General features: G+C 71.8%; 10 protein-coding genes. 4 read left to right on the top strand and 6 right to left on the bottom strand.

Going from position 1 to position 15934, the window contains the following annotated elements:
• Positions 1-94: 94 nt before the first annotated feature.
• From ABZ826_RS37135 to ABZ826_RS37115, 5 genes are all read right to left on the bottom strand, one after another.
• The gene (locus ABZ826_RS37135) at positions 95-469 is read right to left on the bottom strand and encodes a hypothetical protein (RefSeq protein WP_361458689.1); all 375 of its coding nucleotides are present in this window, start codon (positions 467-469) and stop codon (positions 95-97) included.
• Positions 470-539: 70 nt separating this feature from the next.
• Positions 540-2054 carry a bifunctional glycosyltransferase/class I SAM-dependent methyltransferase gene (locus ABZ826_RS37130; RefSeq protein WP_361458687.1) on the bottom strand — a complete coding sequence of 505 codons (1515 nt, stop codon included), beginning with the start codon at positions 2052-2054 and terminating at the stop codon, positions 540-542.
• A gap of 51 nt (positions 2055-2105) precedes the next feature.
• Complete coding sequence (locus ABZ826_RS37125; protein WP_361458685.1) at positions 2106-3293, bottom strand: hypothetical protein; 1188 nt, start codon at positions 3291-3293, stop codon at positions 2106-2108.
• Between the two features lie 266 nt (positions 3294-3559).
• A complete protein-coding gene (locus tag ABZ826_RS37120) occupies positions 3560-7126 on the bottom strand; it encodes a CDP-glycerol glycerophosphotransferase family protein (protein ID WP_361458691.1) in 3567 nt (1188 codons plus the stop codon).
• A gap of 125 nt (positions 7127-7251) precedes the next feature.
• Positions 7252-9255, bottom strand: coding sequence for a bifunctional glycosyltransferase family 2 protein/CDP-glycerol:glycerophosphate glycerophosphotransferase (locus ABZ826_RS37115; RefSeq protein ID WP_361458683.1), 2004 nt, complete (start codon positions 9253-9255; stop codon positions 7252-7254).
• 101 nt (positions 9256-9356) lie between these two features.
• Between ABZ826_RS37115 and ABZ826_RS37110 the strand changes: the two genes are divergently transcribed.
• Positions 9357-12923: a CDP-glycerol glycerophosphotransferase family protein gene (locus tag ABZ826_RS37110; RefSeq protein ID WP_361458681.1), complete on the top strand. Its 3567-nt coding sequence runs from the start codon at positions 9357-9359 to the stop codon at positions 12921-12923.
• Between the two features lie 73 nt (positions 12924-12996).
• Here ABZ826_RS37110 and ABZ826_RS37105 read toward each other — a convergent pair whose 3' ends face one another.
• A complete protein-coding gene (locus ABZ826_RS37105) occupies positions 12997-13623 on the bottom strand; it encodes a TetR/AcrR family transcriptional regulator (RefSeq protein WP_361458679.1) in 627 nt (208 codons plus the stop codon).
• Positions 13624-13740: 117 nt separating this feature from the next.
• On the opposite strand from ABZ826_RS37105, the gene ABZ826_RS37100 reads away from it, so the two are divergent.
• The 3 genes from ABZ826_RS37100 to ABZ826_RS37090 all read left to right on the top strand — a co-directional run bounded on the left by ABZ826_RS37100 (position 13741) and on the right by ABZ826_RS37090 (position 15844).
• Positions 13741-14682, top strand: a complete 942-nt coding sequence (locus ABZ826_RS37100; protein WP_361458678.1) for an ABC transporter permease — start codon at positions 13741-13743, stop codon at positions 14680-14682.
• A complete protein-coding gene (locus tag ABZ826_RS37095) occupies positions 14675-15451 on the top strand; it encodes an ABC transporter ATP-binding protein (protein ID WP_361458676.1) in 777 nt (258 codons plus the stop codon). Before ABZ826_RS37100 ends, ABZ826_RS37095 begins: the two co-directional genes overlap by 8 nt.
• 258 nt (positions 15452-15709) lie before the next feature.
• Positions 15710-15844 (top strand): hypothetical protein, encoded by a 135-nt coding sequence (locus ABZ826_RS37090; RefSeq protein ID WP_361458674.1) that lies wholly within the window; start codon positions 15710-15712, stop codon positions 15842-15844.
• Positions 15845-15934 lie beyond the last annotated feature (90 nt).

Here is a 15934-nt window from a genome sequence, read left to right as displayed (position 1 = left end):
GAGACCCCATCCGAGGACATCCCGGCGCCTTGGAATCGCACGCACCAGACCGCGTCCGCGTCCGCTGTCCGATCGAAGGCCGCCCGACAGGCTCTCAGCGTTGCTGGCCCGCCATGACCGTGACGAGCCCGACGACCACGAGCAGCGAGCCGCCCCAGGTCCACATCGAGGTCCGCTCGTGCAGCACGGTCGCGCCGGCCAGCACGATCAGCAGATACCCGAGAGCGTTGAACGGGTAGGCGATGGACAGCGGCACCTTGGCCAGGGTGGTCATCCAGGCGAGGGCCGACACCGCGAAGACCACCAGGCCGAGGACGACCCAGGGGCTGGTCGCGGCGCGCAGGGCGACGGATCCGCCGCCCTGCGCGGCGGCGGCCGCGGCGCCCTTCATCCCGTGCTTGAGCATGATCTGGCCGCCCGCCGACGAGAACACGGCGAACAGCAGCAGCATCAGACTGGGAAAGGTCAAGGCCTTGCTCCTGACTGCGACGACCGGGGTTGCGGACGGCGGTGCGGGGGTGGGACGGGGGACGGTGGCCTCAGACGCCGACTCGGTCGGCAGGGGCGTACTGTCGGTTGAGGATGTCCTGAACATCGACGTGCTCTCCAGCGATGATCGTCTCGGCCGCGTGCGGGGTGAGCAGTGCGACGTGCTGATAGCCGAACAGCGTCGGCCGGATCCGGGTGAGCAGTTTCGACACTCCGCCGAGGACCGCGGGAAGCGGTCCACCGCCGAGCAGCGCCCAGAACGGGGCCCCGGTGGAGGCGACGTGGAGGACGTCGTAGCCCGCGTCCCTGACCGTGCGGCGCAGGCTGGCCCGGGTGAAGAAGCGCAGATGCGTTTCGTCGAGGATGCCGCGCCGGTCGTAGTCGAAGGCCCCGAGCGCGACCCGCAGCCTTGAGTACCAGTGGCTGAAGTTCGGTACGGAGAGCAGCACATGGCCGCCGGGCCGCAGCACGGTGGCGACCTCGGCGAGCACCCGCTCGGGGCGGGAGAGGTGCTCGATGACGTCGCCGGCGACCACGTAGTCGAAGCCGGCGCCGATCCCCGCGGGCAGGCCCTCCTCCAGGTCGGCGAGGTGGAAGTGGGTGCATTTCTCGCGTACACCGGGGACCTCGACGTAGTCCACGCCCGTCACCTCGTGGCCGAGGGCTTCGAGGCGCTGCGCGAACAGGCCGCCGGAGCAGCCGAGATCGAGGACCCTGCCGGGCGGGAGGCTGCGCATCTTCTCCAGGATCACGGCGTGCGAGGAACCGTCGCCCTCCTTGAACGCGTACTCGACGGGCTTGGGGATCCAGGCGCAGGTGCCGAATCCCTTGACGGCGAGCCGGTATTCGAGGACGTCCTTGACGACGTCCTTCGCGTACTTCATGCCGTTGACGTAGCAGATCTCGTCGCCGTAGTAGGTGGGGACAGGGATCTCCTTGATCCGCATTCCCTCGTTGAGCAGTTGGACGATGATCTGGGTGTCGAAGTCGAAGGCGTCCGTGTTCCGGTGGATCGGCAGCTTCTTGAGTGCCGCGACACTGTAGGCGCGGTACCCGGAGTGGAATTCGGTGAGCTGCGAGCCGAGGAGGGCGTTCTCCAGGCGGGTGAGAATACGGTTGCCGAGCCATTTGTACATCGGCATGCCGCCCTTGAGAGCGGATCCGGATTTCATCATCCGGGAGCCGAACACGGCTTCGCATTCGCCGCGCTCGATGGGCGCGACCATGTCGGGCAGGAATTCGGGGGCGTACTGCCCGTCGCCGTGCAGCAGCACGATGATGTCAAGTCCGTGTTCGGCGGCCAGCGCGTATCCGGCCTTCTGATTTCCGCCGTATCCGAGATTCTTGGTGTGCCGCATCACCACGGTCCGCGGCATTCCCTCCGTCTGCGACCAGCGGCAGCCCGCGGTGAAGGTCGCGTCATGGCTCGCGTCGTCGAGGATGAGGACCTCGGCGACCTTGGACCGGAACTCCTCCGGAATGCGGTCGAGGGTCCTCTCCAGCGTCGTCTCGGCGTTGTACGCGACCACCAGGATGCCGATCCTGGGGCTCGGGCTTTCCTTCACGGGGCGTTCTCCAGTTGTGCTCGGTGCTCGGTGCTCGGGAGGGGGAGGCGGTCAGTTGACGGTGGAACCGGTGGGCCGCGAGGTGCGGGGCGCCATGACCGCGGCCCGCCCGCCGGTGGGCGGCGCGGGCATGGCCGGCGGTGCGGCGAGGATCTTGCGGATTCCGCTGACGAGGCCGACGGCGAGGACGAACCAGCCGGCCTCGCCGAAGTGCAGCACCGTGTCGCTCCAGCGCACGGCGGAGCGTCCTTGGTAGCCGAGGACGGCGGTCAGGCCGAGCAGACAGTTGTACGCGGCGCCCTCCCAGAACCCGACGACGAACAGCCCGGCGGCGGCCCAGGTCAGGTACTGCAGGGCCGAGGCGGTGGAGAGCAGCAGCAGGAGGCCCATCGTGACGCCCACGACCACGGGCAGTTGCGCGGGACGCAGCCGGGCGAGCCAGACCCCGGCCGCCACACAGACCAGCACGAAGAGGAAGTGGCCCTCGCCCTGGACGAAGGTGATGAACGACCGGGGCAGTCCGAGCACGTCGGCGAACCGGACCAGGCCCCAGAGGCGGTAGCTGCCGCCCGCGTACTCCAGGACGTTCTCCTTGAGGTTCTCCGGCACGGTCAGCAGGACCGGCCCCCAGACGAGGGCGATCAGGGCGGTGAACCCGGCGGTGAAACGGATGAGCGCCGGCCGGCCGGCCCGCAGCGCGACGACGAACAGCGCCGGGATCACCACCACCGGGACGAACTTCACGCTGATCGAGAGCGCGGCGCACACCCCGGCGGCCAGCGGGGACTTCCGGTCCACGAGCAGATGGGCGGCGGCCAGGGCGAAGGTGATGGCCACCGCGTCGGTGTTGCCGTGATAGCCGGAGGTGGCGATCAGTACGGGGCTGAGGGCCACGCCCACCCCGCATGCGACCGCCAGGCCGAGGGAGCCACGCCGACGCATGATTTCGAACACCACGAGCGCGCAGAAGAAGTCGGCGATCGAGGCAGGTGATCTGATCAGCGTTCCGAACGGGATTCCGAGTTCGGAGAGGTCGTTCAGGCCGAGAAGCATCCAGCCGGCCAGCGGCGGATGATTGTAGACGGGCAGTCCCGGCAGCGGCTGTTCGTAAATCCGAATGGGGCCGTATCGCACGACGGCCTTGGCGAAACCATGAAAGATTCGCACGTCAGCCGGGCCCGGCAGGTTCGCCGCGATCAGCATTCGGGTGAGGAGGCCGACGGCTGCGGCGATGAGCACCACCACTCTTGCCCGCCGAACGTCCCAGGTTTCGCACCGCATTCGGATACCCATGAAAGCAGAACGTAGCAACCCGAAGACGCTGGACAACGCACCGATAACCACAATTAATTGGATCGCGACTTCAATGCCCTGCGTATCTGCGCAAACGTCCGAATTTCTGAATCACTCGAACGGTTCAGGCGGGGCGTGGTGGCGTCGGCCGGTACCGGGACGGCCGGTCCGCGCGGACCGGGGCCCGGCAGACCGGCCGGACCAGGGCCGGATCAGGGCCGGACCGGGTCCTGGAACATCCGGTCGACCACCCCCGCCGCCGCGCGTCCGTCGTCCAGGTCGCAGAAGTCGCGGCGAAACGCCTCGTACGCCTGCGTGTGTCCCCTGGTGGCCCGCTCCGGGTCGCGCAGCGCCTCGACGAGTCCGGCGGAGCCGGGGATCAGAGGGCCGGGGGCGCGGCTCTCGAAGTCGAAGCAGAAGCCGCGCAGGGTGTCGCGGTAGTGCGCCAGGTCGTAGGTGTGGAAGAGCATCGGGCGGCCGGTCTGGGCGAAGTCGAACATCAGCGAGGAGTAGTCGGTGACCAGTGCGTCGCTGATCAGCATCAGCTCGCCGACATCCCCGTAGCGCGAGACATCGCGGACGAAGCCGCTGCCGCTGTCCGGCAGACGGTCGGTCACCAGATAGTGCCGGCGCACCAACAGAACGGTGTCCGCGCCGAGTTCGCGCTCGGCCACGGACAGGTCGAGCCGCAGGTCGAGGGCGTAGCGGCCGCCGCCCTGCGGCCGGTCCTCGCGCCAGGTCGGCGCGTAGAGCACGACCCGCCTGCCCCCGGGGATGCCGAGCCTCTCGCGCACCGCCGAGGCGACCTTGGTCCGGTCCGTGGCGTGGAACAGGTCGTTGCGGGGGTAGCCGCACTCCAGGACCTCGCCCCGGTAGCCGAACGAGCGCCGCAGGACGGGGGTGGAGAAGCGGTTCGGGGAGACCAGGACGCTCCACTGGCGGGCGCGCTGCTCGATGGTGGCGATGTAGGCGGCGTTGGCTTGCGCGGTACCCGCGAGGTCGAGACCGATGCGCTTGAGGGGGGTGCCGTGCCAGGTCTGGACGACGCACTGGCCCTCGCGCCGCTCGAACCACTCCGGAAGCTGGGTGTTGGTGACGATGTGACGGCTGCTCGCCAGTGCCTCGTGCCAGGCGGCGGAGCCGTGCTCGACGGCCGTGGCGCCCTCCGGGATCCGGGCCTGCTGGTCGCGCACCACCCACAGCTGCTCCAGCCCGACGCCCCGCCGGGCCACTTCCTCATGGATCGCGCGCGGCGAGTCGGAGTACTGGCGGCCGTCGAAACTGCTGTACAGCACGGTGTCGCGCAGCGGTGCGGACCGCCGGCCCCGGTACGCCTCGCGCAGCAGCCGCCGGCCGCGCGGACCGCGTTCCGCGGCGGTGAGGACCGATGCGCAGTCGATCAGCAACTGGTCGTGGAAGCGCCGTTCGATGATGTACTTCCGGCCCGCGAGGATGCGGGCCGCGGGCAGGGTGCGGTGGGCGGCGGCCGGGATGCGCAGCGGGGTGTCGCCGGTGTCGTCCCGCGCGCCCTTCTCGCGGAGGAAGAGGTACCAGTGCCCTTCGCCCAGCGGCAGCTCCCCGCCGGGCACCTCGACGGCGTCCGGCCGGAGCACCGCCCCGAACCGGCGCGATCCGGCGGCACCGGAGAGGGCCAGGGGGAAGACGGCCTCCTCGCCGTGGCCGCTGTGCCGGGCCACCAGTTCGACGGGCCGGTCCGGGTCGCCGGGGTAGGTGCCCTCCAGGAGGAGCTGTCCGTTCTCCGTCCAGGTCGCCAGGTCGACGGCCGGCTGTACGGTGCGGTCGCTGATCAGCAGGTTGCCCCGGGAGCCGGCGGTGAGGCCGAGTTCGCGCCGCTCGTCGCCGCGCCCGCCCAGCGGGTAGCGGCCCGGCAGTACGGGCCCCGGCACATCGATCGGTGTCCGGCGGCCGTCCGGGCCGACGAGATGCAGGCTGTACGGGACCTGCGCGGGCACCGCCCCCTCTCCCGTTCCCGGCCGGGCGTCGGCGAAGGCGTCGAGCGGGACGTCCGCGGTGAAGCGCCGCCAGCCCGCCGCCGAGGGCACGGTCCCCTCGTGCACGGTCACCGGACGGTCGAAGGAGGTTCCGGAGGCCCGGTGGGTGAACGCGAGGCGCAGCGGCCCCGCGCCGAGGCGGTCGCGGATCATTCCGTCGATCACCACGGTGGCGTCGCCGTCGCCCGTGTCGCCCGCGCGGTGCGTCTCGAAGCGGGCGTCGATCCGCTCGGCGTGCAGCACCAGCCTGCCGCCGTCGAAGGCGGGCACGATCCGGTGGTCGCCGTCGGGCCGGTGCACGGGCGGCGGCGCGGCCGCCTCGTTCGTCGAGAGGCCGGAGCGGCGCAGCATGCCGTGCCCGGCGATGCCGATCTCCAGGCGCCAGGTGAGCCGTTCGAGGCTGCCGCCCGCGTCGATGCGGAGCCTGGCCGGGTCGATGACGGTCTCGAAGCCGGACCGGTCGTAGTCGTGCAGGCTCTGCCGGGACCGGGCGGTGGCCTCGGGATCGACGACCGTGCGCAGCCGGAGCGGCACCACATGCCGCCGTCCCGCCCGCAGCCACCCGGCCCGGAACTCGCTGCCGCGCGAGGTGGCCGGCAGGTTGCGGATGTACGCGTACCCCTTCAGGTGCAGCCTGCCGTCCTGCCAGTGGGCGTCCCGCAGCCGGGCGGTGAGCGGCAGGTCCCGGTCGGTGACCCGAAGCACCGGGCGCGGCACCGGCCGGGTGAGGGCCGGGAAGGAGGCGCTGCGACGTCGCACGCCCCGTACCGCGAACGCCCCCGGCTCGGCCTTGTCGAAGGCGAGCAGCGCCAGCAGTTCGTCGGTCCGCCGCTCGCGCACCAGGTGCCACAGGAGCCGCAGCCGCAGCGGGAGCGCCTCCAGGACGGCGGGGTCCACCTGGTCGGTGAACTCGTTGGCGTAGGTGAGAAAGGCGCGCCGGTACTCCTCGTCGCCGTCGGGCAGCGCCTCCATGAAGTACCAGAGGTCATGGGCGAGGACGTGCGCCTCGTACTGCCGTTTGTCGGCGGCGCCGCGGTGCTCGTCGAGGAAGGTGGAGACGCCCAGTACGTGCGAGGCCCGGTCCTGGACGCCTCGGACGACGGCGCGACGGGTGGTGATCGAGCCCGCCCGGTCGCGCCAGTGGTACACGGCGTCCTTCAGCACGTCCACGGAGCGGGCCAGGAAGTGGGCGGGCAGGACGACCGGGATGTCCTCGTACAGGGCGCCGACCGGGAAGGCGAAGGCGTGTTCGTCCCAGAAGGACCGGCGGAACACCTTGTTGCAGGCGATCCGGTCGGCCGCGAGGTCCCAGTCGCGCGAGATGTGGGTGCGCAGCCGGGTCGTCGCCATCGGCTTGCGGAAGTTGGGCGACTGCTGGAGCTTGCCGGAGGCCCGCAGCCGCAGCACGTTGCCGGTCGCGAAGTCCGAGCCCGTCTCGTCCAGGGCGCCGACGAGGAGTTCGTACGCGCGGGGCGGGAGCACGTCGTCGCTGTCGACGAAGGCGAGGTGACGGGCGCCCGGATCACCGTTGCGGACCCCGGTGTTGCGGGCGTGCCCGAGTCCGCCGTTCTCCTGTCTCACCAGCCGGAACCGGCCGTCCTGCGCGGCGAACGCGGCGGCCAGGGCCGCGCTGTTGTCGGTGGACCCGTCGTCGACCATCACCACTTCGAGATCGGCCATGGTCTGCTCCGCGAGGGACTTCAGGCAGTCCGTCAGATAGAGCTCGACGTTGTGGACGGGTACGACGACACTGAGCCGTGGCGGCATGTTGGGCACGTCCGTTCATCGGGGCCTGGTTGTCCGTACGGCTCAACCCCGGGGACGGCCGGGGGTCACCGGTTGCGGTCTCTCCCGAACGGGTGACATCGGTCGCGCCGCGTTGCCGGTCGGGTCTACCTCGCGTCGCTCAGGAACAGCCGCCGCACCACGCGCTCGGCCGCGTGCCCGTCGTCGTACGGGCAGAAGCGCCGGCGGAACGCGGCCCGCAGCTCCGCCGTCCGCGCCGAGCACCACTCGCCCGTTCCGAACAGGTCCAGGAGTTCGTCCTCGGTGGTGGAGACCGCGCCCGGGGTGTCGCCGGGGCGTCCCGAGAGCAGATCGAAGTAGGTGCCGCGCGAGGCCCGGTAGGCGGCCCAGTCCGGGACGTGGCTGATGATCGGGCGGTCCAGGCAGGCGTAGTCGAACATCAGCGACGAGTAGTCGGTGATCAACGCGTCGGAGACCAGGCAGAGTTCCTCGACGGACGGATGTCCGGTCACATCCACCACCCGGGCGCTCTCCAGCCGCGCCGAGCGGCCGTAGAAGTAGTGCGCGCGAACCAGCACCACGTACTGCGGCCCGAGTTCGCGGGCCAGTCGGTCCAGGTCGAGGTGGGGGACGAAGCCCTTGCGGTAGTCGCGGTGGGTGGGCGCGTACAGCAGCACGGTCCGGTCCGGGAGGAGGCAGAGACGCCGGCGGATCGCGGCGGTCTGCTCCGCGGTGGCGGTGAAGAAGATGTCGTTGCGCGGGTAGCCGAGGTTCAGGTGCTCGTAGCCGGACGGGTAGACCCGGTCCCAGATCTCGGTGGTGTGCGGATTGGCCGAGAGGGAGAAGTCCCACTGGTCGGCGTGGGCGACGATCTTCTCGAAGCTGATGCCGTGGGTGAGGGCCGGGTAGGGGCGCTGGTCCAGGCCCATGGTCTTCAGCGGGGTGCCGTGGTGGGTCTGGAGGTAGCGCTGACCAGGGCGTTTGGTGAATCCGCCGGGGAAACTGGAGTTGTTGATCAGATAGGTGGCGGTGGCCATGGCCCGCCAGTAGGCGCGGGAGCCCTCGATGACGTACGGGGTGCCGGGCGGCACCCGATCGCGGTGACGGGACGAGACGGCCCAGACGCCCCGGATGTGCGGGGCCAGTTCGAGGGCCTTGGCGTGGATCGCGGCCGGGTTGCAGGCGACGCCCCGGTTCCAGTAGGCCCCGTACACGGCGAGACGGGGGTCCAGGGGGCGGTGCAGGTCGGTGCGGTAGGCCGCGCGCATGACGCGGGCCCGGAGCGTCTTCTTGCGGCGGCGCAGCGCGGCCCGGGTGCGGGTGCGGCCGGTGCGGGCGGCCTCCCGGGCGCGGTCGACGGCGTAGCTGCCGGGGAGGCCGGCGGCGCGGTGGAAGGCGGCGCGGTCCTCGGGGGCGATCCGGCCGGGGTCGGCGAGGACGGCACGCAGATGGCGGGTGCGGGCCGCCCGGACGCGCGGGTCGTGGCCGGTCTCGGCGAGCAGCCCGTCGTACGCGTCGAGGATCGCGAAGTGGTGGCGCCCCGGGGTGGTGGCGAAGGTGCCGGTGCGGCGGACGCGGTGGCGGACACAGATCCGGTCGAGGGTGGCGAGCGTGCCTGCGTCGGAGGCGAGGAGGGCGGCGCGGAGGACGGGGAGGACGTCCTCGTACGGGCCGTCGGTGAAGCGGAGGCCGTGCGCGCTCCAGAAGGCGCGGCGGAAGAGGCGCGGGGTGGCTGTGGAGAAGGCGTCGGGCACGGGCTCCGGGGACGTGACGTCGCCCCACCAGTCGACGCGGTCGTGCCCGAGGAGGAGCACGTCCGGTTCGTTCCCGGCCGGGAGGGCGGTGATCGCTTCCAGGGCGCCCGGCCGCAGCAGGTCGTCGTCGTCGAGGAAGAGCAGGTACCGGCCGCGCGCCTCGGCCGCCCCGGCGTTGCGCGCCGGGCCCGCGCCGCGGTGCCCGGGAAGGGTGAGCACCCTGACCCTCGGGTCGCGCGCCGCGAACTCGGCGGCGATGCGGGCGCTGCCGTCCCGGGACCCGTCGTCGACGACGAGCAGTTCCGGTTCGCCGCCGGTCCGGCCGAGCACGGACTCCAGGGTGGCCCGGAGGTATCCCTGAGCGCGGTGGACGGGCACGACGACACTGAGGAGCATGGCAGCCGAGCGTAATCGCGCATTCACCGCGCGCCGAATCGCCTGTTCACCCGTTCGGGGCAGTGCCGGTGACCGGGGCGGTCCGCCCCGGTTGACCGGACATGAAGCCGCGCCTCAGTGTCGTCGTCCCCGTCCACAACGTCGAGGACTGTCTGGAGGACTGCCTGCGGTCGGTGGCCGGGCAGTCGGTCACCGACATCGAGGTGGTCCTCGTCGACGACGGTTCGACGGACGGCAGCACCGCCGTCGCCGAGGCCTTCGCCGCCCGCGACCACCGCTTCCGCTACATCCGCCAGCCCAACGCGGGGCTGAGCGCGGCCCGTAACACGGGTGTGCGGCACACCACGGCGAACGTGCCGTACCTGGCGTTCGTCGACAGCGACGACATCGTCGTCCACGACGCCTACGAACGGATGCTGGCCTCGCTGGAGTCGACCGGATCCGACCTCGCGACCGGCAATGTGTGGCGGCTGAACGAGCAGGGGCGGCAGCAGGCCTGGCAGTACCGCTGGCTGACCGCCACCCGGACACGCACCCACATCAGCCGTGACCCGCGGCTGCTCGCCGACCGGGTCGCCTGGAACAAGGTGTTCCGGCGCTCCTTCTGGGACCGGCACGCCTTCGCCTTCCCGGAGGGGAAGCTCTACGAGGACACCCCGGTGATGATCCCGGCGCACTTCCTGGCGGGCTCGGTCGACGTGCTGCACGAGCACGTCTACTACTGGCGGGTGCGCGAGGGTTCGATCACCCGGCGGCGTACGGACGTCCGCGGCGTACGGGACCGGATCTCGGCGTGCGAGCAGGTCAGCGCGTTCCTGGCGGGCCGGGGCGGGATGGCCAACGGCGCCGCGCGGCGTCGCTACGACCTCTCGTGCCTGCGCGACGACTTCGTGTACTTCCTGGAGGGGCTCACGATGGGCGGGCCCGAGTACCGGGACGCGTTCATGGCGGACGCGGGGGCGTTCCTGGACCGGATGGAGCGGATGGACGGGCCGGCCAGATCGGGCCGGGCCGTGGCGCACGAGCTGCCGGCGGAGCTGCGGATCAAGTGGCGGCTGGTGAAGGAGCGCAGGCTCGCGGAGCTGCTCTCCGTGCTCGCCTTCGAACGGGTCAACGGCGCCGGAACGTTCATGGTCGGCGGCGTGCCGGGGCGGCGGCAGGCCGGTTTCCCCGGCGTCCCGATCAGCACCCGGCCGGCCCGTACCGATCTCCCGGCCGTGGCCCGGCTGCTGGAGGCGCGGTGGGACGACGACGGGAAGCTGCGGCTGCGCGGTTACGCGTACATCCGCAATCTGCCGGCCGCGTCGTCGCGCCAGTCGCTGAAGGTGGGCGTGGTCCGCTCGACCCACGGCCAGCAGGTGCGGACGGTGCCGGTACGGAACGTCCCCTCGCCCGAGGCGACCATCAACTCCGGTCAGCAGCTGCACAGTTACGACCACTCCGGCTTCGAGCTCACACTCGACCCGCGCCGGCTGCGGCCCGGCGGCTGGCTGGTGGGCATGATGGTGGCCGCTCAGGGCACGGTCCGCCGGGTGGCCGTGCGCGCGGTGGAGGCGGGGGCCGTCCAGCCGCTGGTCCATGACCTGGGCGACGGCCGGCGGGCGGTGCTCGACTACCTGGGCGGTCGGCTCCGGCTGACGTCGGCCCAGCTGCCGGCCCGGTGCGAGGACCGCCGTATCGGCGAGGACCTGGAGCTGACCGGCCGACTGTACGGGGGCGCCCGGCCGAAGGCGCTGGTGCTGACCTGCGAAGGGGTGAGGGACCAGGAGTTCGGCCACCCGGTCGAGTGCCGGGCGGACGGTCGTTTCACGGTACGGATTCCGCTCGCCGACCTCGCCGGGATGGCGGCCGCCTCACCGGCACCGCACCGCGCGCCGCGCGAGGTCGAGCCGGAGCCGGGTGGGCGGTGGCGGGCCCGGCTGGTGCTGGCGGACGGGTCGCGGGTGCCGCTGGCCGCGGCCCCGGAGCTGGCGCCGCCGGTCGTGGCCGACGCGGCGGGCGAACTGGTACTGGACCTGAGCGGGCAGCCGTTCGTGGACGGGGCCTCGTGGACGGCGGAGGGGGCGCTGCGGATGGAGGGGGTGACCGGGGCCGGCGTGCGGCAGGACGACGGGCCGGACCGGCTCGTACTGCGGCACGAGGCGCTGCGCGCGACGGTGACGGTCCCCGTCACGCACGAGGAGCCGCGCGCGGCGGCGTACGGCACGGCCGCCACCGGGACGTGCGAAGGGGAGTCCGAAGGGGGACCCGAAGGGGCTTGCGAGCGGGCTCACGAGGGGTGTCGCTTCACCGCGTTCCTCGCGCCCTCGGTGACCGCAGGGCTGCACGAGGGCCGCTGGGACGCGTATCTGGGCGGCCGGCCGGTCCGGGTGCTGACCGCACTCGGCACCCGGCTGCCGCTCCACCGCACCGGCGCGGACAGCGCGGCCCCCGCGCCCCGCCGGGAGTTCGCCCTGGACCGCAGGTTCGGCGACCGGCTGACCGTGCAGGCCGGGCCGGTGCTCGCGGTCGCCGAGCGGGGCGCGTACCGCGGGGCCGAACTGCGCGGCACGTACTACCCGGCCCGGCGCGCGCTGCCGCTGCGGGACGCCGTGCTCTACACGGGCGGCGACTCGCCGCGCGCCGTCCACGCCGAACTCGTGCGCCGGGGAGTGGGGTCGGAGCACCTCTGGGTCACCGACGGGCTGCACGGACCCATCCCGCCCGCCGCCGTCCCGGTCGTCGAGCACAGCGCCGCCTGGTACGAGGCGCTCGCGCGGTCCCGCCGGATCGTCACCGCCGACCAGCTGCCCGAGTGGTTCGAGCGACGGCCCGGCCAGACCGTCGTGCAGACCTGGCACGGCACCCCGCTCGGCCGCTTCGGCACGGACCTGGGCGGCACCCTGTACGCCGACCACCACCAGCTCGCCTCACTGCCGCACCGGGCGGCCCAGTGGTCCGTCCTGGTCTCCCCCAGTCGCCGCTCCACCCCGCTGCTGCGTCGCGCGCTCGCCTACGGGGGCGAGGTCCTGGAGGCGGGCTCCCCGGCCAACGACCTGCTCTTCTCGGCCGACCGCGCCAAGACCGCCGGGCGGGTGCGGCGCAGGCTCGGCATCCCGGACGGCCGCCGGGTCGTCCTGTACGCGCCGACCTACCGCGACCAGCTGGCCCACCCGCCCGGCACCGCGGACGAGCGGCCCCGCTACCGCTGGGACCCGGCGCTCGACCTGGCCGCTCTGTCGCGGTCCCTCGGCGACAGCCACACCCTGCTGGTGCGGCGCCACCCGAGGGTGACCGGGAGCGTGCCCGAGCAGCACGGCGTCCGTGACGTGTCGGCGCACCCCGGCACCGCGGAGCTGCTGCTGATCGCCGACGTGCTGGTCACGGACTACGCCGGGCTGATGTTCGACTACGCGCACACGGGCCGCCCGATGCTCTTCCACACCTATGACCTGGAGCACTACCGCGACACGGTGCGCGGATTCTGTCTGGACTTCGAGACGCGGGCACCGGGTCCGCTGCTCGTCGGCACGGACGAGATCGCCGCCTTCCTGCGCGACACCGGCACCCTGACCGCGTCGGCGGCCCGGCACGCGGAGGCGTACGAGAGCTTCCGCCGGGACTTCTGCGACCTGGACGACGGCGGGGCGGCGGCGCGGGTCGCGGACCGGCTGCTCGCCGAGGCGTAGTTCGCGGCCCGGCCCTGGTTTCCTGGCGGGCCCGGGATTCCGACCCCTCCCGGTGCCTGGTCGGCCCGGGTTCCTAGTCGGTGCGGTTCTTGAGCGCGGCGACCGCGGATGCCGCCAGGTCGTCGAGGTAGCCCTTGGGCAGCGGGGAACGGACGACGGCGAGCCGCCAGTAGAGCGGGCCGACGATCAGGTCCAGGGCGCGGTCCGGATCGCTGTCCTTCGGCAGTTCGCCGCGCGCCACGGCGTCCCGCACGACGACGGCGGCGATGCCCTGCTGCGGGTCCAGCAGGGCGGCCTTGATCGTGTCGGAGATCTCCGGGCTGCGGGCCGCCTCGACCAGCAGGTCCGGGATGACCTGCGAGGCGACGGGGTGACGCAGGGCGTAGGCGGCGAGCTCCAGTACGGCGCGGACGTCCCCGTACAACGAACCGGTGGCCGGGGCCGGCATGCCCTGGACGGCGACGGCGGAGACCAGGTCGAGCACCAGGGCCAGCTTGGACTTCCAGCGGCGGTAGACGGCGGTCTTGCCGACGCCCGCGCGACGGGCGATGCCCTCGATCGACATCCGGGCGAAGCCCACCGCGGCCAGCTCCTCGAAGACCGCGCTGCGAATCGCATCGGTGACGTCCTCGCGCAGCACGGCGGCTCCGGCGGGGACGCGGCGGCGGGTTCCCGGGTCGGTGGTCATGACCCGAATCATAGTCCGTAACGACGAAACGGTTGCGTTGCGACGCACATGCGCCCTACTCTCGGCGTTGCGACGATACGGTCCCGTCCCGTCGATCGTCGCGTCCCCGCCCTCCCGTCGAAAGCGATCGTGGTGAGCCAGACAACAACCGCAGCGGCCCCGGCCGACACCCCCGCCGACGCGCTCCTCCCGGTGTACGCACCGGGCGAACTCGCCGCGCTCGCCGCCCGGCACGGACTGACCATGAGCGGGGCCCGGCCCTCCCTGGGCGCGTACATCCGGCAGCTCTGGGGGCGGCGGCACTTCATCACGGCGTTCGCCACCGCCAAGCTCACCGCCCAGTACAGCCAGGCGAAGCTCGGCCAGATCTGGCAGATCATGACCCCGCTGCTGAACGCGACGGTCTACTACTTCATCTTCGGCGTCCTGATGAACACGAAGCGCAACATCGAGGACTTCGTCCCGTTCCTCGTCACGGGCGTGTTCATCTGGACCTTCACCAGCAGCTCGATCACCGCGGGCACCCGCGCGATCAGCGGCAACCTGGGTCTCGTACGGGCCCTGCACTTCCCGCGCGCCTCGCTGCCGATCGCACTCGCCCTCCAGCAGCTCCAGCAGCTGCTGTTCTCGCTGGGCGCGCTGGTGCTGATCCTGATGGGGTTCGGGCAGTTCCCCAAGCCGTCCTGGCTGCTGGCGGTTCCGGCGCTGTTCCTGCAGGCCGTCTTCAACACCGGCGTCTCCATGGTGGTGGCGCGGCTGGCCGCCCGGACGCCGGACATCGCCCAGCTGATGCCGTTCATCCTGCGCACCTGGATGTACGCCTCGGGCGTCATGTGGAGCGTGGACAGGATGCTCTCGGGAGACCGGGTTCCGCACTATGTGGTGGTGATGCTGGAGTGCAATCCCGCCGCCGTCTTCATCGACCTGATGCGGTTCGCGCTCATCGACAGTTTCGGCGCGTCCCATCTGCCGCCACACGTGTGGGCGATCGCCGCGGGCTGGGCGCTCGTGTGCGGGGTGGGCGGATTCGTGTACTTCTGGCAGGCCGAGGAGCGGTACGGACGTGGCTGACAACAACGAGCGGGTACCGACCGTCGTCGTGGACGACGTCCACATCACGTACAAGGTCAATGGCGCCCGTACCGGAAAGGGCAGCGCCACCTCGGCAATCAGCCGGATCGTCTCGCGCCGGCAGGCCCCGGGGGTCCGCGAGGTGCACGCCGTGAAGGGGGTGAGCTTCGCCGCGTACAAGGGCGAGGCGATCGGTCTGATCGGTTCCAACGGCTCGGGCAAGTCGACGCTGCTGAAGGCGATCGCCGGCCTGCTGCCCGCGACGAAGGGCCGGGTGCACACCCAGGGCCAGCCCTCGCTGCTCGGGGTGAACGCGGCGCTGATGAGCGATCTGACCGGCGAACGCAATGTCGTCCTCGGCGGCCTCGCGATGGGCATGACGCGGGCCGAGATCCGCGAGCGCTACCAGGGCATCGTCGACTTCTCCGGCATCAATGAGAAGGGCGACTTCATCACCCTGCCGATGCGGACGTACTCCTCCGGCATGGGCGCCCGGCTGCGGTTCTCGATCGCGGCCGCCAAGAGCCACGACGTCCTCCTGATCGACGAGGCGCTGTCCACCGGCGACGCCAGGTTCCAGCGACGCAGCAAGGAACGAATCGTCGAACTGCGCAAGGAGGCGGGCACGGTCTTCCTGGTCAGCCACAGCAACAAGTCGATCACCGAGACCTGCGACCGGGCGATCTGGCTGGAGGCGGGAACGCTGCGGATGGACGGTCCGGCGGACGAGGTCGTGGCCGCGTACGAGAGCTTCACCGGCAAGAAGTAGCGGCCGCAGCGCGGGTGCCGGGCCGCACGGGCGCTGCGGGACTTCACCGGCCGGCTACCGGACCCGGTGGCCTCGGCCGTGGTTCGGCCGCTTTGGCGACGCGGCCCCGCCCGTCCTCGTACACCCCCGCCTACGCGCCGACCGTGCGTGATCCACCGGCCGCCGCGCCTCCTCGCCAAAGCGGCCGAACCACCGGACCGGCGTGACGAATTGACGGCCGGACACCTCTCGTAGGCTCTCGTCCGTCCACATTCGGCAGTGAGAGCGGGGGAGGCTCCCCTCAGTACCGGCGTCGGCGACATACTCACACCTCTGGGCCCGGACGATCCGCGCGAGACCGCCGGGTACCGGTTGCTCGCCCGCATCGGCGAGGGCGGCATGGGCACCGTCTAGTTCCGTACTTCGCGGGTGGCTGAGTCGGGTGGATTTGTTGCCTGGCCGTGTCCGGTCCGGGGGTGGTCGTGTTGACCGGGTGTGACGAAG

The sequence above is a fragment of the Streptomyces sp. NPDC047515 genome (assembly GCF_040643055.1).
GTDB lineage: Bacteria > Actinomycetota > Actinomycetes > Streptomycetales > Streptomycetaceae > Streptomyces.
Note: the sequence above shows the minus strand (reverse complement) of the source record. Positions and strands in the feature narration are given on the sequence as shown.